We start from the raw sequence: 21695 nt of genomic DNA on the forward strand, positions 1-21695 counted from the left end.
CCATGTCCTGCAATTCGCAGTCGCCGTTGGCGGCGCAGGTCAGGCAATCCAGCGGGTGGTCGGAGATGTACAGCTCCATCACCCCCTTGCGCAGTTCCTGCAGCCTTGGGCTTTGCGTACGTACTTTCATGCCGGCCTCGGCCGGCGTGGTGCATGACGCCGGGTAGCCGCGGCGGCCGTCGATCTCCACCATGCACAAGCGGCACGAGCCGAAAGGCTCCAGGCTGTCGGTGGCGCACAGCTTGGGCACCTGCACACCGGCATCGATGGCGGCGCGCATCAGCGAGGTACCCTTGGGCACGGTCACCTGCATGCCGTCAATGTCCAGCGTCACTTCTTCGGCGCTCTCACGCCGCGGCGTGCCGTAATCGATCTCGTGGGTATGGTCTAGCATGGTGTGTTCCTTCAGGCCGCTTGTTTGTCAGGCTGCGCAAGACCGAAGTCCTGCGGGTAATGATTCAGGGCCGACAGCACGGGATAAGGCGTCATGCCGCCCATCGCGCAGAGGGAGCCGTTGAGCATGGTGTCGCACAGGTCGCGCAGGAGGATCACCTGCTCGTGCCGGTTTTTGTTGGCGCTGATCTTGTCAATGACTTCCACGCCGCGCGTGGAGCCGATGCGGCAGGGTGTGCATTTGCCGCAGGACTCGATGGCGCAGAATTCCATGGCGTAGCGCGCCAGCTTCGACATGTCGGCCGTGTCGTCGTGCACCACGATGCCGCCGTGGCCCACCACCGCGCCCACTGCGGCGTAGGCTTCATAGTCCAGCGGGATGTCCCATTGCGACTCGGGCAGGTAAGCCCCAAGCGGCCCACCGACCTGCACCGTCTTGATCGGCCGGCCTGTTGCGGAGCCACCGCCGAAGTCGTACAGCAGTTCGCGCAAGGTCAGGCCGAAAGCCTTTTCGACCAGGCCGCCGTGCCTGATGTTGCCCGCGATCTGGAACGGCAGCGTGCCGCGCGAGCGGCCCATGCCATAGTTCTTGTAGAAGTCGGCACCGCGCGCCAGGATGATGGGCACCGTCGCAAGCGTGATCACGTTGTTGACCACCGTCGGCTTGCCAAACAGGCCCTCGATGGCTGGCACGGGCGGCTTGGCGCGCACGATGCCGCGCTTACCTTCCAGGCTTTCGAGCAAGGCAGTTTCTTCTCCGCACACATAGGAGCCGGCAGCCTTGCGCACTTCGAGCGTGAAGCTTAGCCCCGAACCGAGGACGTCCGCACCAAGGAAGCCAGCCGTCGTTGCGCGCTCAATGGCTTCATTGAGCACCCCGATGGCATGCGGGTATTCGGAGCGCACATAGATGTAGCCCATGGTCGCGCCGGTGGCAATGCCGGCGATTGTCATGCCTTCGACCAACATGAATGGATCGCCCTCCATCGTCATGCGGTCCGAGAAGGTGCCCGAGTCGCCTTCGTCGGCGTTGCAGACGATGTATTTTTGGGAAGCCGGCGTCGCGGCCACGGTCTTCCACTTGATGGCGGCGGGAAAAGCCGCGCCGCCGCGCCCACGCAGTCCGGCTTCCATCACCTGCTGCACGATCTCGGCGGGTGCGAGCGTCAGCGCCTTGCGCAGGCCCGCGAAGCCCTCGTGCGCCTCGTAGTCAGCCAGCGAAAGCGGGTCGGTGATGCCCATGCGGGCGAAGGTCAGGCGCTCTTGCTTCTTCAGGTAGGGAATCTCGTCGGTCAGGCCGAGGTGCAGCGCGTGGGCGCCGCCTTGCAGGAAGCCGGCATCGAACAGGCCGGCGACATCACCCGTGGCCACCGGCCCGTAGGCGACACGGCCCTGCGGCGTCGCCACTTCCACCAGCGTCTCCAGCCAGAACATGCCCCGCGAGCCGTTGCGCACCAGCTTGATCTGGATGCCGCGCGTGGCCGCCTGTTGCGCGACCATGCGCGCCACGCGGTCCGCGCCAACCGCCAGGGCCGCGGAATCGCGGGGAATGTAAATGGTTACTGCGGCGCTCATGCCGAACACCTTGTCTCGGCCACCAGCTCGTCGAACACGGCGGGCGTCACGCGCGCGTGCAGCGCATCGCCGACCTGGATCGCCGGCGACGAGGCGCACAGCCCCAGGCAATAGGCGGCCTCCAGCGTGAACTCGCCATCTTTCGAGTGGCCATGCAGCTCGCACCCCAGGTGCCTGCGCGCATGTTCCACCAACGCATCCGCGCCCATCGACTGGCAGGCCTCGGCGCGGCAGATGTGGATGACATGACGCGCGGGCGGTGTGGCGCGAAAGTGGTGGTAATAGGTGATGACGCCATGCACCTCGGCGCGCGACAGGTTGAATTCGCCCGCAATCGCAGGCACCGCCGCTGCCGGAATATGGCCTAGCGCATCCTGGATGCCATGCAGCGCCGGCAGCAGGCCACCGGGCCTGTCCTTGTGGACGGAGGCAATGCTGCGAGCGGCTTCTATCATGGTGTTCATCCTTAAATAGGCTTTCAACGGCATAAACTATGCAGTTGCATTGCGGGCCAGTTTATTTGTCGATATGATCCGCCGCAATATGATCCAGCCGGCCTTCTTAATAGGCTTTTAATAACTTATATCGATGCACGAAGTCACCATCAGGCCGCAATGGACCATCCGGCAAGCCGGGGGCGCCGTCCTGGCGCCGCGTGTCATAGAACTTCTGGTGCAGGTTCATGCGCAAGGCAGCTTGGCGAGCGCCTGCAAGGTCCTGGGCGTTTCCTATCGCCACGCCTGGGAGCTGGTTCGCCAGGGCGAGACCCTGTTCGGCGAGCCTCTGGTGGTGATGGAACGGGGCAAAGGCTCAACGCTGACTGCCTTGGGTGAAAAGCTGGTCTGGGCTGACCGCCGGATTTCCGCGCGCCTGTCACCCATGCTCGACTCACTGGCCTCCGAGCTTGGCGCAGAAATCGAAAAAGTGCTGTCATCGGCGTCCGCCCTGTTGCGGGTGCACGCGAGCCATGGCTTTGCGATCGAGACCCTGCGCCGTTTTCTTGTGGCGGAGGGTGTGCCTAACGACCTCAAATACTGCGGCAGCGTGGAAGCGCTCGCATCCCTGCACAATGCGGGCTGCGACGTGGCGGGCTTTCATGTGCCGGTAGGCGAGTTCGAAGCGCCGGCGGTCGCCTACTACCTTCCCTGGCTGAGCTTGCGTTCACAAAAAATCATCAACGTTGCCTCACGGCACCAGGGCCTGATGGTGGCGCAAGGCAACCCCAAAAAAATCTACGCGTTGAAGGACTTGCAGCGGCGCGATGTGCGTTTCATCAACCGCCAGGCAGGTTCGGGGACGCGCTTTCTGCTGGACATGCTGCTGCAAAAGGAAGGCATCGAGCCCACGCAGATCAAAGGCTACGAGCAATGCGAATACACCCATGCCGCCGTCGCCGCATTCGTGGCCAGCGGCATGGCCGACGCGGGTTATGGTGTGGAAACACCGGCGCGGCAGTTCAATCTTGAGTTCATCCCGAGCCAGACCGAGCGCTACTTTCTGCTGTGCGACGAACGATCCCTGGCTACGCCTTTCGTCCAGCAGATGCTGGACATCCTGCGCAGCGAAGCATTCAGACATGCCGTGGACCAGCTGCCAGGCTACCAGGCCGACGAATGCGGCCGCATCGCGGAACTGGACGAAATTTTCCAGTCGCTGCGCGCACGGCCATCCCGCCGGGCGCGACACTGAGACACGCCCCACCGCTACGTCCTCTATGCACAAAGTCGAACTTTCCTACCTGCTGTCGCCCGAACGCGGCAAAAACGCGCTGATCCGCAACCCGCTGATGGACCTGCTCCATGCTGTGCGTGAGCAGGGCTCGATCTCGAAAGCCGCACGCGCGCTGGATCTTTCCTACCGCCATGTCTGGGGGGCACTGAAAAAATGGGAGCAGACGCTGGAGCGCCCGCTGATCGTCTGGGACAAAGGCCAGCGCGCGCAACTCACCGAATTCGGCGAAAAACTGCTGTGGGCCGAGCGCCAGGCCCAGGCCCGGCTGGCACCGCAGATCGAGGCGCTGCGCGGCGACATTGAACGGGCTTTTTCCACCGCCTTCGACGACACGGCGCACGTGCTCACGCTGTACGCCAGCCACGATGCCGCGTTGAGCGCATTGCGCGAGCAGACCGCAACGCGCGGCCTGCACTTGGACATCCGCTTCATGGGCAGCGTGGACGCGATTGCGGCGCTCAACGCCGGGCGCTGCATGATGGCCGGTTTCCACACGCTAGACCAGCCCGGCAGCAAATCGGTGGCCGCCCAGACCTACCGCAGCTTGCTCAAACCCGGGCAGCACAAGCTGATTGGTTTTGCGCACCGTCAGCAGGGGCTGATGGTGGCGAAAAACAATCCTCTGGCGATCACCGGCCTGGCCGATCTGAAGCGGCCCGGCCTTCGTTACGTCAACCGCGCGGAAGGCACGGGCACACGGGTGCTGCTTGATGAACTGCTTACCGAGGGCGGCCTGGGAGCTGAGGGCATCGAAGGTTATGCCACGCAGGAACCATCGCACGGCGCGGTAGCGCAGGCTGTTGCCAGCGGCGCCGCCGATGCCGGGATGGGCATCGAGGCCGCAGCGCGCGAAAAAAACCTCGGTTTTGTGCCGCTGGTCCAGGAGCGTTATCACCTGGTCTGCCTGAAGTCCGAGCTGCCACAAGCACAGGTGCAGGCGCTGCTCAAGGAGTTGCAGAGCAGCGACTGGCAGACGGCGCTGGCCGGACTGCCCGGCTATAACGGCAAGCACGCGCAGAGCGGCAAGGTGTTGTCGCTGCGGGCGATGTTGCCTTGGTGGAGTTACCGGAAGGCCAAGGCGAACACGGCGTGAGCCTTGTTCCATTCCCGCAACTGCCTTTTCATACCATACGGATTTTTGAGCTGATGATGTGGCAGCTCGTCCGCCCTTGTTGGACCAACACGCGATTTTCCTCGAAATGGATCCAACCGGCTACCGCGGCAACTCACACGCCTGCCGCGCCAACCCAGTCACCCGCCCCCAGTCCCCACTAGCCATCGCATCAGCAGGCACCAGCCAGGACCCACCCACACAAACCACATTGGGCAGGCTAAGAAATTCCGCCGCATTGGCCGCCGTGATGCCACCGGTGGGGCAGAACTTCACGTCGCCGAAAGGTCCGTTCCAGGCCTTGAGCATGGCCAGCCCGCCGGCCTGCAATGCCGGAAAAAACTTGAGCTCGGTAAACCCGTCTTCCTGCGCCGCCATGATCTCGCTGCCTGTCGCCACACCGGGCAACAAGGGAAGGTGCGCATCACGGCAGGCGGTGCCCACTGCATGGGTGTAGCCTGGGCTGACAATGAAGCGTGCACCGGCCATGGCGCAGGCCTGCACATCGGCCGCACTGCGCGCCGTGCCGGCACCGACCACGGCCTCAGGCACATCGCGGGCAATGGCTTCGATGCAGGCCAGCGCCTGCGGCGTGCGCAGAGTCACTTCCAGCATGCGAATGCCGCCGGCCACCAGCGCACGCGCCAGCGGCACAGCGTGCGCCACATCGGTCAGCACAATGACGGGAATGACCGCAGCATCCTGCATGACCTGCAGCGCCGCCAGCGGCTGCGTGATATCAATCTTCACATCCACGATGGCGCTCCTTCTTCAGCAGTCAATGCATGCCGGCGCATGCCGGCAAACAGCTCTCTTCCCAGACCCAGCCCGTTGGCATCGCGCAGCGCCTGCGGCATGATGGCAGGCTGGCGAGCGGCCCATGCATCGGCCGCGACCTTCACCTCCAGCGTACCGGCAAGGGCGTCGAGCAGCACCACGTCGCCGTCGCGCACCTTCGCCAGCGGGCCACCGACCGCCGCTTCGGGCGACACATGAATGGCGGCCGGCACCTTGCCCGACGCGCCGCTCATGCGCCCGTCGGTCACCAGCGCGACCTTGAAGCCCTTGCCCTGCAGCACCGCCAGCGGCGGTGTGAGTTTGTGCAGCTCGGGCATGCCGTTGGCCTGCGGCCCCTGCCAGCGCACCACGCAGACCACATCGCGGTCCAGCTCGCCGGCGCGGAAGGCGACATGCAACGCTTCCTGCGAATCAAACACGCGCGCGGGCGCTTCAATGACATGGCGATCATCCGGCACGGCCGAAACTTTGATCACGCTGCGCCCCAGGTTGCCCTGCAGCAGCTTGAGCCCGCCGCTGGCGCTGAAAGGCGCAGTGGCAGGCCGCACGATGGCTTCGTCTTTGCTCGCGCCCATTTCGTGCCAGGCCAGCTTGCCGTCCAGCATGGCCGGCTCGCGCGTGTACTCGCGGATGCCGCCCGCGCGCACCGTCAGCACATCCTCGTGCATAAAGCCGCCGTCGAGCAGTTCGCGGATCACAAAACCCGTGCCGCCGGCCGCCTGGAACTGGTTCACGTCGGCACTGCCGTTGGGATAGACATGCGTGAGCAGAGGCACCACATCCGACAGCGCAGAAAAATCATCCCAATCGATGATGATGCCAGCCGACCGCGCCACCGCCACCCAGTGAATCAGGTGGTTGGTGGAGCCGCCGGTGGCCAGCAGTGCCACCATGGCATTGACGATGGCTCTCTCATCGACCACGCGGCCTATGGGTGCAAAACGCTTTGACGACTTGAGAATGCCCAGCACCGTGCGGGCTGCCTCACGTGTCAGTTCGTCGCGCAGGTCGCCGCCGGGGTTCACAAAGGCGGTGCCAGGCACATGCAGGCCCATGGCTTCGAGCAGCATCTGGTTGCTGTTGGCCGTGCCGTAGAAGGTGCAGGTGCCCGGGCTGTGGTAGGACTTGAGTTCGGCATCAAGCAACTCGGCACGCCCGACCAGGCCTTGCGCGGCCTGCTCGCGCACGCGGGCTTTTTCCTTGTTCGGCAAACCGGACGGCATGGGGCCGGCGGGTACAAACACCGTGGGCAGGTGGCCAAAATGCAGCGCACCGATCAGCAGGCCCGGCACGATCTTGTCGCACACGCCCAGCATCAACGCCGCATCGAACATGTCATGGCTCAAGGACACCGCCGTGGCCATGGCAATCACATCGCGGCTGAACAGGCTCAGCTCCATGCCGGGTGTGCCCTGCGTCACCCCGTCGCACATCGCGGGCACGCCGCCGGCGACCTGGGCGGTCGCGCCATGCAGGCGTGCTTCCCACTTGATCAGGTCCGGGTAAGGCTGCAGCGGCGTGTGGGCCGACAGCATGTCGTTGTAGGCGGTGACGATGCCGATGTTGGGCGCGCGTTCGGTGACGACCTTGAAACGGTCGTCCAGCGGCATGCCGGCGAACGCATGGGCAACGTTGCCACAGCCCATGCGATCGACGCTGGCGGCGCGGGTTGCCGCCCCGTCGAGGCGCTGGAGGTAAGCGTCGCGCGTGGCACGGCTGCGCTCGCGGATGCGCGCCGTCACGCTGGCGATGGTGGAGTGAAGAGTCATGGGTGGGTGGTGGCCAACAGAGGGCGCGTGATGGGTTGGTAACTTTATTACATCATCCATCGTACTTGGTTACCGCCCCTTTTGCAAAGGGCGAAAGGTTACAGCCCGGTTACCGGGCAGGGACAAAGCCCTGCTGGCTGAATAGCCGGTGGCAGTGGCTTTATTGCAGCGTGATCTCTACTCGGCGGGCCTCGGCGTCGCTGCCGGACGCGGCCATCTGCTCCGGTTTCTGCAAGGTGATCCGGCTCTCAGGAACACCGGCTTCCTTCAAGGCCTCATGCACCGCAAGCGCGCGCCGGTGGGCCAGGTCGGCATTGGCTGCTGCATTGCCTTTGGAGTCGTGGAAGCCGGCAATCAGCACCTTCTGCCCGCCCTTGGCGGCCCGCACCACATCGACCAGTGCATCACCGGCGCCGGGTGCGAGCTCTGCTTTTCCGGACGCAAAATAGAACTTCACCACACCGTATTCCACGGTGACGCTGGCCGCGTCGGAGGCTGCCTGCGCCGACTGCGCCGGCGTGGGTGCGGCAGCGCTGGCCGGGGCCGCCGGAGCCGGCACGGCAGCGGCAGGCAGCGTGGCAACACTTGCGGCAGCGGCTGGCCGCGCGGCGCCGGGGCGCAGCAGCGCGGCAGCAATGGCCAAGATGATCACTCCGGCAACAACGGCGAAAACCAGGCCCAGAACAAGGCCTAGCTGTTCATCATCCGATTGAGAAGCCATTGACAAAAACTCCGTGAAGACAGCCGGCTGCGGCGCTTGCGCAAGCCCTGAAAAATAACCGGCGAGATCGCAGGTTCGAGCGGGTCATTGTAAAGTGTGGCCGTGGACAACAGCCCGCTTAACGACCTTCAGCCTGTACGGGATCCGGCTCCCATGCTGGAGCGTTTTTTGCACCAGTGGGGTGGCCGGGAAGACCTCTGGATTTTCGGCTACGCCTCGCTGATCTGGCGGCCCGAATTCGACTTTGCCGAACTGCGGCGTGCCCGCGTGCACGGCTGGCACCGCGCGCTGAAGATGTGGAGCCGCATCAACCGCGGCACGCCCGAATGCCCCGGGCTGGTGTTTGCGCTGCTCTCGGGCGGCAGTTGCCACGGGGTGGTCTACCGCGTGCCCCGGCACGATGTGCCGGACGTGGTAGCCCGGCTCTGGCTGCGCGAAATGGTCACCGGCGTCTACGACCCGCGCCTGCTGCGCTGCAACACCGACAGCGGCACCGTGCAGGCGCTGGCCTTCACCCTCTCCCGGCGCAGCCCCAACTTCACCGGCGAACTGAGCGAGGCACGCTATCAGCAGATTTTTGCGGACTCCTGTGGGCGTTACGGCACGACGCACGACTACGCCCACCAGACCCTGCAGAGCCTGCGCAGTCATGGCATTTCAGATGCGGCGCTGGTGCGTTTGTTGCAGCTAGGAAAGCGCTGAATAAGTCCTTGCGGAGGCGCGGCAGGGGCTTGTTCAGCGCTTCCCTAACTCAACGGACTATTGCCAAGCCCGAGCCGCAAGCCTAGAGTCAAGTCCCCTTCTTGCTTAACCTTGGGAGACTCCATGAAAACAGCTTTGTCTTTGTTCCTGCTGGCTGCCGCCGCCCTATTGGGCGCGTGTGCGCACCACGCCGCCGGTCCGCGCGCCAGCGCCCAGTTGCAGCCCACCACAGGAAACACCACCAGCGGCACGGTCAGCTTTGTCCAGACGGGCAGCAAGGTACATGTCAGCGGCGAGATACGCGGCCTCAAGCCCGGTGCAGAACACGGCTTCCATGTGCATGAAAAAGGCGATTGTTCCAGCGGCGACGGCATGAGTACCGGCGGGCACTTCAACCCCACGGGCGCACCGCACGGCGGCCATGACATGGGCGCGCACCACACTGGCGATTTGCCCAGCCTGAAGGCAGACGCCGGCGGCGTTGCCAAATTCAGCTTTGACTCCAGCACGATCACGGTCGGCAGCGGCGGCACCGACATCGTTGGCAAGGGCCTGATTGTTCACCGCGACCCGGACGACTACAAAACCCAGCCGACCGGCAATGCCGGCCCGCGTCTGGCATGCGCGGTCATAAGTTAGCCCCCACGGTCGCTCGCTGCGCGTAGCTTCCGCACCTTGCAGGCCGCCGCTCGCCAGAGGCTTCGCTTCTGATGCCTGTCCAACCCTGCTCAAGCAGGGTCGGAGCTGCAGGCATCAGCCCCGAGGGGGCCGCTGCGCCTTCGGGCCGGCAAAGCCGGACCCGCGGCCCTGGCTTGAAAAGAAAAAGAACCCTCACAGGCTCACTGCTGCAGGCATCAGCCCCGAGGGGGCGCTGCGCCTGCGGACTGGCAAAGCCAGATCCGCGGCCCCTGCTTGAATCTACCTGCCGCTCAACGCATCGTTAGCAGCTCTTCGGCCCGCGCCAGATCCTCGACGGTATCGATATCGGTCACGGTGCCGATATCGTCGAGCTCCATAAACGCTACTGAATTCATAGCTAGATGCGACCGAACGACGGGGGCTGCACCCTGATTCCCCTTTAAATCCAGCAAAGCTTCGCGGCAAACCGCCGAAAAACCGACCGGGTGGCCACGCGCGCCCTGGTACAGCGGAATCGCCACGGCGTGTTGCGCCAGCGCCTGGGCCACGGCGCGCAGCGTGTCGCTGCGTACCAGTGGCAGATCGCCCGGCAGCACCAGCCAGCCCCTTGCGTCGCGCGTGGCACGCACGGCAGCAGCAATCGAGTCACCCATGCCGGGGTGGCCCGCCTGTTCCAGGTGCCAGGCCAGGCCGCTGGCGATCACGGCGTCCAGTGTGTGCTGCAGCACTGACTTGCCGGCCAGCAAGGCTTGCAGCTTGTGTGTGCTGCCGCCGGAAGCGGTGAAACGTTCACTGCGTCCCGAGGCCAGCACCAGTACCGTGGGCAAACCGGCCCCTGGCCGGGCAGCGTCCATCAGGCCAGCTTGAAGGGCAGCTCACGCGGCGCTTGGCCGGTAAGCCGCGCCACCGCGTTGGCAAAGGCCGGTGCCAGCGGCGGCAGGCCGGGCTCGCCCATGCCGGTGGGCGCATCGGCGCTGGGCACTACAAACACGGCGACCGTCGGCATATCGGTGATGCGCGGCACAACGAAGTCTCCGAAGTTGCTTTGCTCGACCACGCCGTCTTTCAGCGTGATCGCCGACCCCGGCAGACACGTCGACAGGCCCATCAGCGCCGCGCCCTGGATTTGCGCTTCGATGCTGGTCGGGTTGATCGCCAAGTTGCAGTGCACGCCAGCGGTCACCGCATGCAGCACCGGCGTCTTGTCCTTGACTGAGGCTTCGACCACGTAGGCCACCACCGTGTTGAAGGACTCGTGCACTGCCACGCCCCACGCGCGTCCCGCCGCCAGTGTGCGTTTGCCGTAGCCGGATTTGTCCACCGCGAGCTGCAGCGCCGTGCTGTGGCGTGGGTGCTTGCTGCCGAACTGCTTCATGCGCCAAGCCACCGGGTCTTGCCCGCTGCCGCGCGCGATCTCGTCGATCAGCGTTTCCATCACATAAGCCGTGTGGGTGGAGCCGACGCTGCGCCACCAGAGCACGGGCACGTTGAGCTTCGGATGGTGCACCGACAGCCGCATCGGAATGTCATACGGCTCCTTCATGCCCTCGACCATGGTGGCATCCACGCCGTCCTTGACCATGAAGGCTTCAAAGGGCGAGCCGGACACGATGGACTGGCCAACGATCACATGGTCCCAGGCCAGGATGTTGCCCTGCGCATCAAGACCGATCTCCGCGCGGTGGACGTGCATGGGCCGGTAGTAGCCGCCCTTGATGTCGTCCTCGCGGCTCCACAGTGTGCGCACTGGCGCATTCAGGCCAGCGGCGCGCGCTGCCTTGGCCACCGTGCAGGCTTCCACCACGTAGTCGCTGCTCGGAATGGCGCGGCGGCCGAATCCGCCGCCCGCCATCTGCACATTCATCTTCACGTTCTGTGGCGCCACACCCAGCACCTTCGCGGCTGCCATGGTGTCCAGCCCGGGCATCTGTGTGCCCAGCCAGAGCTCGGCGCGCGTGTCGGCGCCCTGCCCGCTGAACTGCACCGTGCAATTGAGCGGCTCCATGGGCGCATGGGCCAGGTAGGGAAAAACAAACTCGGCGCTGATTTTTTTCGGCGCCGCCGCCAGCTTGCCAACATCGGCGTTGTACTTGATGGCCCCGGTGGTTTGCGCCAGCGCGCGGTAGCTGGCCAGCTGTTTGGCGCTGTCCACCTTCTCGACGGCGCTGGTGTCCCATTCGACCTTGAGCGCATCACGCCCCTGTTTCGCCGACCAGTAGCCCTCGGCCAGCACCGCCACACCCTCACCGCCGCGGTCCAGCGGCACGCGCAGCACAGCCTTGACGCCGGGGATGGAACGGGCCGCAGCATCGTCAAGCGAGCGGACCTTGCCCGCAAAAACCGGCGGGTGCGCCACCACCGCCGTCAGCATGCCAGGCAGGCGCACATCGATGCCGTAGCTCTGGTTGCCTGTTGATTTGGCACGTGCATCGAGCCGGCCCGTTGGCTTGCCGATGATGCGGAACTGCTTCGGGTCTTTGAGCGTGGCCTGCTCCGGCACCGGTTGCTTCATGGCGGCTTCGGCCAGTTCGCCATAGGTCAGGCGTTTACCGCCGGGGCCGATCACCACACCCTGCTGGGTGCGCAGACTGCCAGCATCCACGCCCCACTGCGCAGCCGCCGCAGACATCAGCATGGCGCGCGTGCGCGCGCCGAGTTCGCGGTATTGCGTGTACGAATTCTTGATCGCGCCCGAACCGCCGGTGAGGTGCATGCCGAAGGCCGGGTCAACATACGCCGGGTCTGCGTCGCCGTGCTGGCTTTTCACCAGGGCCCAGTCGGCGTCCAGTTCTTCGGCCAGGATCATGGGCAGGCCGGTCTGCACGCCTTGGCCGAAATCGAGGCGGTTGATGGTGACGGTGACCGTGCCGTCCTTGTCGATGCGGACAAAGGCCGAGGGTTGCTGGGTCGGCTTCAGGCCGGCAGCGGCCGCCGCAGGCGCTGCGCCCTGGGCCTGCGCCAGCATCGGAAAAGCGCCGAGCGCAAAACCACCGGCCGTGGCAACCTTGAGGAAGCTGCGCCGCTGCAAGCCTGCCATTGCTCCGTTTTCAGGAGCATCTTGTCCTTTAAGGGAAAGGGCTTGCAGGCCTTTTGGCAATTGACCAAAGACGTCTGAAGAGTTGGTGTTGTACATGGTGTTCTCCTTCAAGCCAGCGTCACGGCGGCGTCTTTGATGGCTGCGCGGATGCGCACGTAAGTGCCGCAGCGGCAGATGTTGCCGGCCATGGCCGCGTCAATGTCTGCGTCGGTCGGCTTGGGCTTGGTCTTGAGCAGCGCGGTCGCGCTCATCACCTGCCCGCTCTGGCAATAGCCGCATTGCGCCACGTCGTGCTTGACCCAAGCGGCCTGCACAGCCTTGCCAACGCGGTCACTGGCCACCGCTTCGATGGTGGTGATTTTCTGGCCAACGGCCGCCGACACGGGCGTCACGCAGGAACGGATGGGTGCGCCGTTGAGATGCACCGTGCAGGCGCCGCACAAGGCGGCACCGCAGCCGAACTTGGTGCCGGTCATGCCCAGCGTGTCACGCAGAGCCCAGAGGATGGGGGTCGATTCGGCGGCGTCGACCGCGACGTTTTTGCCGTTGATATTGAGGGTGGGCATCGTGGATCTCCTTGTAGGAATTAGCGGGAACGGGGTAAAAGGTGACGAATTCTTATTCGCTTAAATTAGGTGGGTATTAGCTTGGTGTTCATAACAGTCAGGCCTTGATGGCGTCCCAGCACAGTGAGAAGGCCGCCAATTGCACCGCCTCGTCGTCGGGCAGCACGCCGGTGCGGATCAGGTTGGCGGTTTCGCGCACTGAACCTACCAAGCTGGCCGTCAGCAAGGGCAGCGGCACCGGTTTAAAAATCTCCTGCTGCTGGCCCTCTTCCATGAGCGCCAGGAAACCAGCGGCGAGCCGGGTAGATAGTTCGCGGTTGCCTTCGGTGAACCAGGGCGAGTTGTAATACTGCTCCTGGAACACCACCTCGGCGTAACGCTCGAGCCGGTGCCGCAACAGATTGCCCCAGATACGGCGCACCCGGCTGCGCAATGGGGCTCCCACTTTCACCCCTTCCATCAGGCGTTGCATGGTCGCGGCTTTTGCGTCCTGATAGAGCTGGCTGATCAGCTCATCCTTGGAGGAGTAGTAGACATACAGCGTGCTAGTGGCGATGCCCGCCGTCCTGGCGATGTCGGCCATGGTCAAGCCGCTCAGACCAGTCTGGGCCACCAGGTTGAACGTGGCCTCGGCGATTGCACGCTGCTTTTCGTCGTCTTTGGGCTTCATCGAAGCGCGAATATAACCGAATATTAATTCGCTTTCAAGTCGTTCCAACTTCATAACCTTAGCGCCGCGATAGACCGTGCACAATCATGCGATGAGCCAGCCCCCTACCCTCGCCGACCTGCGCAAAAGCTACGAGCGCGCCGAACTCAACGAAGAGGCGTCGCATGCCAACCCGTTGCAGCAATTTGACCAGTGGCTCAAGGAAGCCATCACGGCCGAGGTGCCCGAACCCAACGCGATGACCCTGGCCACAGTGGCCGGAAACGGGCGCCCTTCGACCCGCATCGTGCTCATCAAGGGTTATGACGAGCGCGGCATTGTCTGGTACACCAATTACGACAGCCGCAAGGGCCAGGAACTGGCTGCCAACCCTTTCGCCGCCCTGCAGTTTCACTGGGTGGAGTTGGAGCGCGTGGTACGCATTGAAGGTGTGGTGGAAAAAGTTTCAGCGCAGGAAAGCGACGACTACTTCAAGAGCCGGCCGCTGGACTCGCGCATAGGCGCCTGGGCCAGCCCGCAAAGCGAAGTGATCTCTGGCCGCAGCGTGCTGGTGGCCAACGCCGCGAAATACGGCGCGAAGTTTTTGCTGCAGCCGCCACGCCCGCCGCACTGGGGCGGCTATCGGCTCAAGCCGGACAACTGGCAGTTCTGGCAAGGCCGCAAAAGCCGGCTGCATGACCGCTTGCGCTACACACAGCAAACAGATGCAAGCTGGCTGCGCGAACGTCTGGCGCCCTGAACGCAGATCAGGGCGCTCCGGCTTCCACCCGCTGAATGGCCTGATCGGCCACCGCTTTGAGTTTTACCTGTGGCACCAGATCCGGCGCGATTTCCGCCAAAGGCACCAGCACAAAAGCGCGCTGCGCCATGCGCGGATGCGGGACCGTCAACTCTTGTGATTCGATGCTGGCACTGCCATAGAGCAGCAGGTCGAGGTCCAGCGTGCGCGGGGCATCGCGGTAAGGCCGCTCTCTGCCGGCGGCTTGCTCAAGTTGCTGCAGTTGCTGCAGCAGGACGGGTGCGGCCAAACCTGTGTCCAGCGCCACCACGGCATTGATGTAATCGGGGCCTGTTGACTGAGCTGCACTTTCCCCACCGGCAGTAATGGGCGCCGTTCTGTAGAGGCTGGAGCGCCGGGTAACACGTGTCAGCGGCAGGCGGTCCAAGGCCTCCATTGCCTGGCGAACCGCCGATGCGGCATCCCCGAGGTTGGCGCCCAGAGCCACATAGGCGGTGACCCGCTCCGAGCGATCACTGTGTTCGCTCGCTGGCATGCTGCAAGCTCAGAAGTCGCCGGGGGCGTCGGATGGCGGGCTGGCAGGAAGCGAACCACCTTCGCGGTTGGCTGGCTTGCGGCGGCGCCGGCGCTTTTTGGCAGGCGCGGGTTCCCCAAACTCGCCAACTTCCGGCGAAGACATCGGGGCATGGCCGGCATCGTCATTGCGCGGCGCATCGCCTTCTGCGCGCTTGACGCGGGTACGCGGTGGCTGCGGCTTTTTAGACTGCTCGTGCCTGGCCTGCTCGATCATCTCGTGGCGCTCGTCGTCATAGGCGGTGCTGAATTTCTCCCACCACTCGGACAGTTCGGGCTCGATTTCGCCGGTCTGCGCGCGCAGGCGCAGGAAGTCAAAGCCGGCGCGAAAGCGCGGCTGCTCCAGCAGAGAGTAAGGCGAGCTGCCGGTACGCTTCTCAAAGCGCGGCTGCATGGTCCAGATCTCGCGCATGTCGGTGCCCAGCTTGCCGCGGCCCGACACATCGCCGATCTTGGCGTTAAAGGCATCGTCGATGGCGTCCTGCAGCGCGGGCATGGTGTGCTCGCCGCGTTTGAGGCGCCGTGCCCAGCCTTCGCGCACATCGGCCCAGAGTACGCACGACAGCAAAAAGCTTGGCGCCACCGGTTTGCCTTCGCCGACGCGGCGGTCGGTGTCCAGCAGGGCCAGCTGCAGGAAAGGCTCTTCCGAGGTATCCACCACCACGTCGAGTAACGGGTAGATGCCGGTGTTTAGGCCCAGGAACTTGAGCTGTTCGATGCTGGCCAGCGAATGGCCGGTCTGCAGCAGCTTGAGCATTTCGTCGAACAGGCGCGACTGCGGCACGTCGGCCAGCAGGCCTTTCATGGACTTCAGGGGTGCCATGGTCTTGTCTTCGAACTTGAAACCCAGCGCGCTGAGCTTGGCCGAGAAGCGCACGGCGCGGATGATGCGCACCGGGTCTTCGCGGTAACGCGTGGCCGGGTCGCCAATCATGCGGATGATTTTTTTCTTCGCGTCGCGGATGCCGTGGTGGTAGTCGACCACGATCTGCGTTTCGGGGTCGTAATACATGGCGTTGATGGTGAAGTCGCGTCGGGCGGCGTCTTCTTCCATCGGGCCCCAGACGTTGTCGCGCAAGACGCGGCCAGAGGCATCGACCGCGTGTTTCATGCCGGCCAGCTCGCTTTTGCTGGTGCGCTCGTTGCCACCGACCTGCTCGGCCAGGCTGCTGTCAAGGTGCGCGCGGAAGGTCGACACTTCAATGACTTCATGCTCGCGGCCACGGCCATAGATCACATGCACGATGCGAAAGCGCCGGCCGATGATGAAGGCACGGCGGAACAGGCCCTTGACTTGTTCGGGCGTGGCATCGGTGGCGACGTCGAAGTCTTTTGGGCGCAGACCGACCAGCAGGTCACGCACCGCGCCGCCGACGATGTAGGCCTCGTAGCCCGCCTGCTTGAGGGTGTGCACCACATCCATCGCGCGGTCATCGACCAGCTTGGGGTTGATCGCATGGTCCTGGGGGCCGACTTCGCGGCGCTCACCGAAAACTGATTTCTTGGACCGGCTGGCACCGGCTGGGCCGGCAGACTTGCCAAACAGCTTGTCGATAAATTTTTTGATCATTGAATCAGGAGATTTCGCCGGGCTGGCCACGCTTGCAGGGCAAGGGGCACGGTCTCCGGCAGTTAGAACAGCTCAAGTATGCGCCATCCGCGCTCGGTAGCGAGCGCCCGCAGGCGCTCGTCGGGGTTGGTGGCCACCGGGTGCGTGACTTTTTCCAGCAAGGGCAGGTCGTTCATGGAATCGCTGTAAAAAGTGCTTTCCACCGTGTCCCAGTCCAGGCCGCGATCAGCCAGCCACTGCTGGACGCGTGCCACCTTGCCTTCCCGGAAGGACGGCGTGCCACGGATTTTGCCGGTTGGCCAGCCACTGGCGTCGCGTTCCAGTTCCACGGCAATCAGCTCGGCGATCCCGAACGCCTCGGCGATAGGCCGTGTTACGAATTCATTGGTGGCCGTGACGATCACCGTGCCGTCGTCTGCCGCCTGATGGCTGCGAACCAGGTCCAACGCCGAATTTTTAATGCCTTTTTGCACGATTTCCCGCATGAATCTGGCGTGAGCAGCTATTGAATTGGTAGCACCCTGCTTCCGGATGGCCTGCGTCGCAAAACACACATAGTCGTGGATGTCGAGCGTTCCGGCCTGGTAATGGGCAAAAAACTCCGCGTTGCGGCGTTTGAACTCGTGACCGTCGCACCAACCCAGCGCAATCGTGAACTCACCCCATTCGTAATCGGAATCGATGGGTATCAGCGTGTGGTCGAGGTCAAAAAAGGCAATGCGGCGCTTGACTGCCGCCGGGGTAGATGTCACAGATTCTCCAGCATCGATTTGATCAACGGGATCGTGATCGCGCGCTGGGTTTGCAGCGCATAGGCGTCCAACTGGTCGAGCAGTTGCATCAGGTTGCCGAGATCGCGCGAGAAGCGGCTCAGGATGAAATCCATGGCCTCGTCGCTGAGGAAGACGCCCCGCGCATCGGCCTCCTGGCGCAGCACCGAACGGCGTTCCGGCTCGGTCAGCGCCTGCAGCGCAAACACATGGCCCCAGCCCAGGCGGGTGCGCAGGTCTTCGCGCAGGGCCAGGTCGGCGGGCGGCGCATTGCCGGCGGCCAGCACCCAACGCGGGTGGCCATCAGGTGCGTTCAGCGCATTGACGAACCAGTTGAAGGCCGCCTGCTGCTGCACGGCGGTGTACAGGTGGCAGTCGTCCATGATCACCGCCGCCCACTTTTCGTTGAATTCGGGCGGCTCCAGCATGGTGGCATCCAGCCACCCCACCGAGGCGCCTTGCTCGCGCAGCGTTTCGCTGACGGCCTTGAGAAGATGGGTTTTCCCGCTGCCGGGCTGTCCCCACAGGTAAGTCGGCACCGGCGAGCGCAGGCTGTTGCCGGCCCAAAGTTCCAGATGCCTGAGCGCCGCCTCGTTCGGCCCGGCAAAAAAATTGGTGAACGACGGCGGCGATGCCAGTCCGATGTCCAGTGCAATCTGTTTCATCGCTGCCGCCCTTCTATACAGCTCAAGGCAGCGCGTGCGACAGGCCTGGAAGCTACCCTCTTCCCCAGCAGGGGCCGCGGAACCGGCTTTGCCGGGCCGCAGGCGCAGCGCCCCCGAGGGGCTGGAGCCTTCGGCTCCAAAGCTGCCTGCGCAGCTTTGGACAGGCGACAGAGGCGAAGCGTCACGCGAGCCGCGGCCTGCAAGGCCTCGAGAGCTACACGAAGTGAGCGAACGTGGGGGCTGTTTTTAGGCAGCGCAGTACACGAAGTGACAAGCGTGGGGGCCATATTCAGTTCTGGTACAGCTTGCTCAGCATGTAACTGGCCCGCATGCGACGAATCGCCACCAGCAGCACCGCACTGGAAGGCAGGGCAATCAGCACGCCGAGAAAACCGAACACCTGCCCGAAAGCCAGCAAGGCAAAGATAACGGCCAGCGGGTGCAGGCCAATACGCTCGCCGACCAGGCGCGGGGTCAGGTAAAAACTTTCCACCAGTTGCCCCGCACCATACACACCGACCACCACGAGCACCCCATACAGGCTGCCGAACTGCAGGATGCCGGCCAGAAACGCGAGCAGCATGCCCAAGCCGAACCCCAGGTAGGGAATAAAAAAGGCCAGCCCGGTGAACACGCCCACGGGCACCGCCAGGTCGAAGCCGAACACCGCCAGCGCCACGCTGAAATACACCGCCAGCACCCCCATGACCAGCAACTGGCCGCGCAGGTACTGGCCCAGCACCGAGTCGGCCTCGGCCATGAAACTGTCGAAAGCGCCCCGCAGTTTCGGCGGCACCAGTTCCAGCAGCAGCGCCACAAAACGGTCCCAGTCCTTGAGCAGGAAAAACAGGGCCACGGGAATCAGCACCCCATTGCCGACAATGGCCAGGGCCACGCTGCCGCCCAGTTTCAGCGAGGACAGGACCGACCCGAAGGCATCCTCAAAATTGGCACTGAGGTACTTGACCACAAAGGCCTTGATGCTTTCGACATCCAGCGCCAGCGTGATGCCGAACTGGGCCAGCCAGGGGCCCAGCGCATTGTTGATGCGGGCGGCCAGCACCGGCAACTGCTCGCGCAGGAGGGGCAGCTCCTTGGCAAAAATGGGCACCACCAGCAGCAGGACGGACAGCAGGATCAGGATGAACAGCGTCTCCACGATCAGGACAGCCAGCACGCGCGGCATCCGGCCGCCGCCCAGGGCATCGAGCCTGTTCACCACAGGCGTCAGCACATAAGCCAGCACCGATGCCACCACAAAGGGCGTCAGCACCGGACCGAGCAGCCATAGCGCCAGCACCACCAGAGCGGCGATCAGACACCAGGCGGCGGTGCGTTTTTGGGTGGAAGTGAATTGCATGCGGCCCTGACAGGGGTGAACCCTTAGAATCTTGGCTTGGATTCTATCGGGCTTGCGCATTAATCACTAAGTACTGCGCAGCCGTCCGCACCCAGCCCTCCTACCCAAGCAGCATGACCACCTCCTCTTCCCCCCTGAGCTACAAAGACGCCGGCGTTGACATCGACGCAGGCGACGCCCTGGTCGAACGCATCAAGCCCCTGGCCAAGAAAACCATGCGCGAAGGGGTTCTGGCGGGCATCGGCGGTTTTGGCGCGCTGTTCGAGGTGCCCAAGCGCTACAAGGAGCCGGTGCTGGTCAGCGGCACCGACGGCGTCGGCACCAAGCTGCGCCTGGCTTTCGAGTGGAACATGCACGACACCGTGGGCATCGACCTGGTCGCCATGAGCGTCAATGACGTGCTGGTGCAGGGCGCCGAGCCGCTGTTCTTCCTGGACTACTTTGCCTGTGGCAAGCTGGACGTGGACACCGCGGCCGCTGTGGTCGGCGGCATTGCCAAGGGCTGTGAGCTGAGCGGCTGCGCGCTGATCGGCGGCGAAACCGCTGAAATGCCCGGCATGTACCCCGAGGGCGAATACGACCTGGCCGGGTTTGCGGTCGGCGCGGTCGAGAAATCGAAAATCCTGACCGGCAAGGATGTGAAGCCCGGCGACGTGGTGCTGGGCTTGGCCAGCAGCGGCGTGCATTCCAATGGTTTCAGCCTGGTGCGCAAATGTATTGAACGCGCCGGAACCGCAACCCCCGCCACGCTGGACGGCAAACCGTTCAGGCAGGCCCTGATGGAGCCGACCCGCCTGTACGTGAAAAACGTGCTGGCCGCGCTGGCAGCCCACCCCATCAAGGCGCTGGCCCACATCACCGGCGGCGGTCTGCTGGAAAACATCCCGCGCGTGCTGCCAGAAGGCACGGCCGCCCACCTCAAAAAGGGCAGCTGGCCGCAAACCGAGCTGTTTGCCTGGCTGCAGAAAACCGCCGCCATCTCCGACTTCGAGATGAACCGCACCTTCAACAACGGCATCGGCATGGTGGTGGTGGTCGATGCCGCCAGCGCCCAAGCCACAGCAAAAACGCTGCGGGACGCCGGCGAGCAGGTGCACGAGATCGGCGTGATCGCCGCCAAAGGCGACGGCGCCGCGGTCACCGTCGCCTGATGACAACAGGCTGCAGGGGGATAGCCCCGGCAGCACCAGCCTCTGGCTTCAAGCCCTTCTTGCTACAAAAATACTAGCTGCCGGCGCAAGCAGCTATTAGGCGTACTGGACTTTTAAATCTGTTTGTATCAAACTGTTCCATTCGTCCCTCTTTGGAGCCAGCATGCCGGTCATCGCAGTCGTCAACCGCAAGGGCGGCAGTGGAAAAAGCACGCTGGCCGCCCATATCGCGGCTTGGTGCGCGCGTAATGGCAGCTCCGTCATGCTGGGCGACGTGGACCGGCAACAATCCGCACGCGCCTGGCTGAAACGCCGCGAGGCTTCCCTGCCCGCCATTGCTCCTTGGGCGGTGGACCAGAAAAACATGCTGCGCGTCCCCACCGGCATCACTCACGTGGTGCTTGATACGCCTGGCGGCATGCACGGCTTCGAGCTAGCCCGCGTTGTCATGTTTGCCGACGCCATCGTGATGCCGGTGTGCAACTCCATGTTCGACCGTGAATCTGCCGCTGCCTGCCATGCCGAACTGATGGCCATGCCGCGCGTAGCCAGCGGCCGTTGCCGGCTGGCCGTTGTAGGCATGCGTATTGACGGGCGAACCAATGCCGCGCAGACGCTCGAGGAGTGGTCGGAGTCGCTGGGCGTGCCTTTTCTGGGCGCCTTGCGCGAAACGCAGCTGTATGTGCGCAGCCTGGAGCGCGGCCTGACCATTTTTGACCTGCAGCCCCAGCTGGCAGCGGCCGACCTGACGCAGTGGGCGCCCATCCTGCAATGGCTCAAGCCCCAGCTTTACCCGCCGCAGGCAGCCAATGACGGCACCACCACCCTGCGCCCGCCTGCCCGCACGCTGGTTCCCCGAAATGCTGCCTCGCCACTGACCGCGCCCGGTGCCGTGGTGTCAAAGCGGCTGGGCTCCCTGCCCAACAGCCTGATGCCGGCCCAGGAGTCCATGGTGCAGGGCGGGCGCATGTCCACGCTGAGCGGCAGCCGCTCACCGTCCGCCCCACGGGCACCTGCCACGCCAACTCTGGCGCGACCGACGCGTACGGCCGACGGCTCGCACATTCCGCAGTTTTTGAAAAGAAATTAGAGCCCCCACGGTCGTTCACTGCGTGTAACTCCCGCACCTTGCAGGCCGCCGCTCGCCAGAGGCTT

At 64.2% G+C, this 21695-nt stretch carries 22 protein-coding genes; 7 read left to right on the forward strand and 15 right to left on the reverse strand.

What is annotated here, in order from left to right:
• The 3 genes from ABI660_RS16465 to ABI660_RS16475 all read right to left on the reverse strand — a co-directional run.
• Positions 1-394 (reverse strand): 2Fe-2S iron-sulfur cluster-binding protein (locus tag ABI660_RS16465; RefSeq protein ID WP_348070040.1); only part of this gene is annotated, 394 nt, incomplete at its 3' end.
• Positions 395-405: 11 nt separating this feature from the next.
• On the reverse strand, positions 406-1968 hold the full coding sequence (locus tag ABI660_RS16470) for an NADH-ubiquinone oxidoreductase-F iron-sulfur binding region domain-containing protein (RefSeq protein WP_348070042.1): 1563 nt from the start codon (positions 1966-1968) through the stop codon (positions 406-408).
• Positions 1965-2432: a formate dehydrogenase subunit gamma gene (locus ABI660_RS16475; RefSeq protein WP_348070044.1), complete on the reverse strand. Its 468-nt coding sequence runs from the start codon at positions 2430-2432 to the stop codon at positions 1965-1967. The genes ABI660_RS16470 and ABI660_RS16475 overlap by 4 nt, the downstream gene beginning before the upstream one ends.
• Before the next feature lie 124 nt (positions 2433-2556).
• On the opposite strand from ABI660_RS16475, the gene ABI660_RS16480 reads away from it, so the two are divergent.
• Together ABI660_RS16480 and ABI660_RS16485 are read left to right on the forward strand one after the other, a co-directional pair.
• Entirely contained in the window at positions 2557-3657 is a 1101-nt protein-coding gene (locus ABI660_RS16480; RefSeq protein WP_348070046.1) for a substrate-binding domain-containing protein, read from the forward strand.
• A gap of 25 nt (positions 3658-3682) precedes the next feature.
• Positions 3683-4792 (forward strand): substrate-binding domain-containing protein, encoded by a 1110-nt coding sequence (locus tag ABI660_RS16485; protein ID WP_348070048.1) that lies wholly within the window; start codon positions 3683-3685, stop codon positions 4790-4792.
• Between the two features lie 120 nt (positions 4793-4912).
• On the opposite strand, the gene eda is transcribed toward ABI660_RS16485, so the two are convergent.
• From eda to ABI660_RS16500, 3 genes are all read right to left on the reverse strand, one after another.
• Positions 4913-5518, reverse strand: coding sequence for a bifunctional 4-hydroxy-2-oxoglutarate aldolase/2-dehydro-3-deoxy-phosphogluconate aldolase (gene eda, locus ABI660_RS16490; RefSeq protein ID WP_348070103.1), 606 nt, complete (start codon positions 5516-5518; stop codon positions 4913-4915).
• Between the two features lie 38 nt (positions 5519-5556).
• Positions 5557-7377 (reverse strand): phosphogluconate dehydratase, encoded by a 1821-nt coding sequence (gene edd / locus ABI660_RS16495; RefSeq protein WP_348070051.1) that lies wholly within the window; start codon positions 7375-7377, stop codon positions 5557-5559.
• Positions 7378-7537: 160 nt separating this feature from the next.
• Positions 7538-8098: an OmpA family protein gene (locus ABI660_RS16500; RefSeq protein ID WP_348070053.1), complete on the reverse strand. Its 561-nt coding sequence runs from the start codon at positions 8096-8098 to the stop codon at positions 7538-7540.
• 102 nt (positions 8099-8200) lie between these two features.
• Between ABI660_RS16500 and ABI660_RS16505 the strand changes: the two genes are divergently transcribed.
• The gene (locus ABI660_RS16505) at positions 8201-8800 is read left to right on the forward strand and encodes a gamma-glutamylcyclotransferase (protein WP_348070056.1); all 600 of its coding nucleotides are present in this window, start codon (positions 8201-8203) and stop codon (positions 8798-8800) included.
• Positions 8801-8923: 123 nt separating this feature from the next.
• A complete protein-coding gene (locus ABI660_RS16510) occupies positions 8924-9439 on the forward strand; it encodes a superoxide dismutase family protein (protein WP_348070058.1) in 516 nt (171 codons plus the stop codon).
• Positions 9440-9729: 290 nt separating this feature from the next.
• Here the strand turns inward: ABI660_RS16510 and ABI660_RS16515 are convergent, their stop codons facing one another.
• The 4 genes from ABI660_RS16515 to ABI660_RS16530 all read right to left on the reverse strand — a co-directional run bounded on the left by ABI660_RS16515 (position 9730) and on the right by ABI660_RS16530 (position 13712).
• Positions 9730-10293, reverse strand: coding sequence for a nucleotidyltransferase family protein (locus ABI660_RS16515; protein WP_348070061.1), 564 nt, complete (start codon positions 10291-10293; stop codon positions 9730-9732).
• Entirely contained in the window at positions 10293-12572 is a 2280-nt protein-coding gene (locus ABI660_RS16520; RefSeq protein ID WP_348070063.1) for a xanthine dehydrogenase family protein molybdopterin-binding subunit, read from the reverse strand. The genes ABI660_RS16515 and ABI660_RS16520 overlap by 1 nt, the downstream gene beginning before the upstream one ends.
• A gap of 11 nt (positions 12573-12583) precedes the next feature.
• Positions 12584-13042, reverse strand: a complete 459-nt coding sequence (locus ABI660_RS16525; protein ID WP_348070066.1) for a (2Fe-2S)-binding protein — start codon at positions 13040-13042, stop codon at positions 12584-12586.
• 97 nt (positions 13043-13139) lie between these two features.
• Positions 13140-13712, reverse strand: a complete 573-nt coding sequence (locus ABI660_RS16530) for a TetR/AcrR family transcriptional regulator (RefSeq protein WP_348070068.1) — start codon at positions 13710-13712, stop codon at positions 13140-13142.
• Between the two features lie 91 nt (positions 13713-13803).
• Between ABI660_RS16530 and pdxH the strand changes: the two genes are divergently transcribed.
• Positions 13804-14451, forward strand: a complete 648-nt coding sequence (pdxH, locus tag ABI660_RS16535) for a pyridoxamine 5'-phosphate oxidase (RefSeq protein ID WP_348070071.1) — start codon at positions 13804-13806, stop codon at positions 14449-14451.
• A gap of 7 nt (positions 14452-14458) precedes the next feature.
• Here the strand turns inward: pdxH and folK are convergent, their stop codons facing one another.
• The 5 genes from folK to ABI660_RS16560 all read right to left on the reverse strand — a co-directional run bounded on the left by folK (position 14459) and on the right by ABI660_RS16560 (position 19389).
• Positions 14459-14986 (reverse strand): 2-amino-4-hydroxy-6-hydroxymethyldihydropteridine diphosphokinase, encoded by a 528-nt coding sequence (gene folK / locus ABI660_RS16540; protein ID WP_348070072.1) that lies wholly within the window; start codon positions 14984-14986, stop codon positions 14459-14461.
• A gap of 9 nt (positions 14987-14995) precedes the next feature.
• Positions 14996-16594, reverse strand: a complete 1599-nt coding sequence (pcnB, locus tag ABI660_RS16545) for a polynucleotide adenylyltransferase PcnB (RefSeq protein ID WP_348070074.1) — start codon at positions 16592-16594, stop codon at positions 14996-14998.
• Positions 16595-16656: 62 nt separating this feature from the next.
• A complete protein-coding gene (locus tag ABI660_RS16550; protein WP_348070077.1) occupies positions 16657-17346 on the reverse strand; it encodes an HAD family phosphatase in 690 nt (229 codons plus the stop codon).
• Positions 17343-18029, reverse strand: a complete 687-nt coding sequence (gene hda, locus ABI660_RS16555; RefSeq protein ID WP_348070079.1) for a DnaA regulatory inactivator Hda — start codon at positions 18027-18029, stop codon at positions 17343-17345. Before hda ends, ABI660_RS16550 begins: the two co-directional genes overlap by 4 nt.
• A 289-nt stretch (positions 18030-18318) precedes the next feature.
• Positions 18319-19389 carry an AI-2E family transporter gene (locus tag ABI660_RS16560; RefSeq protein WP_348070081.1) on the reverse strand — a complete coding sequence of 357 codons (1071 nt, stop codon included), beginning with the start codon at positions 19387-19389 and terminating at the stop codon, positions 18319-18321.
• A 113-nt stretch (positions 19390-19502) separates the two neighbouring features.
• On the opposite strand from ABI660_RS16560, the gene purM reads away from it, so the two are divergent.
• Positions 19503-20540 carry a phosphoribosylformylglycinamidine cyclo-ligase gene (gene purM / locus ABI660_RS16565; RefSeq protein WP_348070084.1) on the forward strand — a complete coding sequence of 346 codons (1038 nt, stop codon included), beginning with the start codon at positions 19503-19505 and terminating at the stop codon, positions 20538-20540.
• Positions 20541-20703: 163 nt separating this feature from the next.
• A complete protein-coding gene (locus ABI660_RS16570; RefSeq protein ID WP_348070086.1) occupies positions 20704-21630 on the forward strand; it encodes a ParA family protein in 927 nt (308 codons plus the stop codon).
• The last annotated feature ends 65 nt before the right edge of the window (positions 21631-21695 follow it).

Origin of the sequence: Polaromonas sp., assembly GCF_039930745.1 — a bacterium.
Taxonomy (GTDB): domain Bacteria; phylum Pseudomonadota; class Gammaproteobacteria; order Burkholderiales; family Burkholderiaceae_C; genus Polaromonas.

Excerpts from the sequence above, each read along its gene's own strand:
- ABI660_RS16530 (WP_348070068.1), bottom strand. The coding sequence starts at position 13,712 with ATGAAGCCCAAAGACGACGAAAAGCAGCGTGCAATCGCCGAGGCCACG.
- ABI660_RS16510 (WP_348070058.1), top strand. The coding sequence starts at position 8,924 with ATGAAAACAGCTTTGTCTTTGTTCCTGCTGGCTGCCGCCGCCCTATTG.
- ABI660_RS16560 (WP_348070081.1), bottom strand. The coding sequence starts at position 19,389 with ATGCAATTCACTTCCACCCAAAAACGCACCGCCGCCTGGTGTCTGATC.
- ABI660_RS16525 (WP_348070066.1), bottom strand. The coding sequence starts at position 13,042 with ATGCCCACCCTCAATATCAACGGCAAAAACGTCGCGGTCGACGCCGCC.
- ABI660_RS16500 (WP_348070053.1), bottom strand. The coding sequence starts at position 8,098 with ATGGCTTCTCAATCGGATGATGAACAGCTAGGCCTTGTTCTGGGCCTG.
- ABI660_RS16475 (WP_348070044.1), bottom strand. The coding sequence starts at position 2,432 with ATGAACACCATGATAGAAGCCGCTCGCAGCATTGCCTCCGTCCACAAG.
- ABI660_RS16570 (WP_348070086.1), top strand. The coding sequence starts at position 20,704 with ATGCCGGTCATCGCAGTCGTCAACCGCAAGGGCGGCAGTGGAAAAAGC.
- ABI660_RS16480 (WP_348070046.1), top strand. The coding sequence starts at position 2,557 with ATGCACGAAGTCACCATCAGGCCGCAATGGACCATCCGGCAAGCCGGG.
- ABI660_RS16485 (WP_348070048.1), top strand. The coding sequence starts at position 3,683 with ATGCACAAAGTCGAACTTTCCTACCTGCTGTCGCCCGAACGCGGCAAA.
- pdxH (WP_348070071.1), top strand. The coding sequence starts at position 13,804 with ATGAGCCAGCCCCCTACCCTCGCCGACCTGCGCAAAAGCTACGAGCGC.
- hda (WP_348070079.1), bottom strand. The coding sequence starts at position 18,029 with ATGAAACAGATTGCACTGGACATCGGACTGGCATCGCCGCCGTCGTTC.
- ABI660_RS16520 (WP_348070063.1), bottom strand. The coding sequence starts at position 12,572 with ATGTACAACACCAACTCTTCAGACGTCTTTGGTCAATTGCCAAAAGGC.
- eda (WP_348070103.1), bottom strand. The coding sequence starts at position 5,518 with ATGCAGGATGCTGCGGTCATTCCCGTCATTGTGCTGACCGATGTGGCG.
- pcnB (WP_348070074.1), bottom strand. The coding sequence starts at position 16,594 with ATGATCAAAAAATTTATCGACAAGCTGTTTGGCAAGTCTGCCGGCCCA.
- ABI660_RS16515 (WP_348070061.1), bottom strand. The coding sequence starts at position 10,293 with ATGGACGCTGCCCGGCCAGGGGCCGGTTTGCCCACGGTACTGGTGCTG.
- ABI660_RS16470 (WP_348070042.1), bottom strand. The coding sequence starts at position 1,968 with ATGAGCGCCGCAGTAACCATTTACATTCCCCGCGATTCCGCGGCCCTG.
- edd (WP_348070051.1), bottom strand. The coding sequence starts at position 7,377 with ATGACTCTTCACTCCACCATCGCCAGCGTGACGGCGCGCATCCGCGAG.
- purM (WP_348070084.1), top strand. The coding sequence starts at position 19,503 with ATGACCACCTCCTCTTCCCCCCTGAGCTACAAAGACGCCGGCGTTGAC.
- folK (WP_348070072.1), bottom strand. The coding sequence starts at position 14,986 with ATGCCAGCGAGCGAACACAGTGATCGCTCGGAGCGGGTCACCGCCTAT.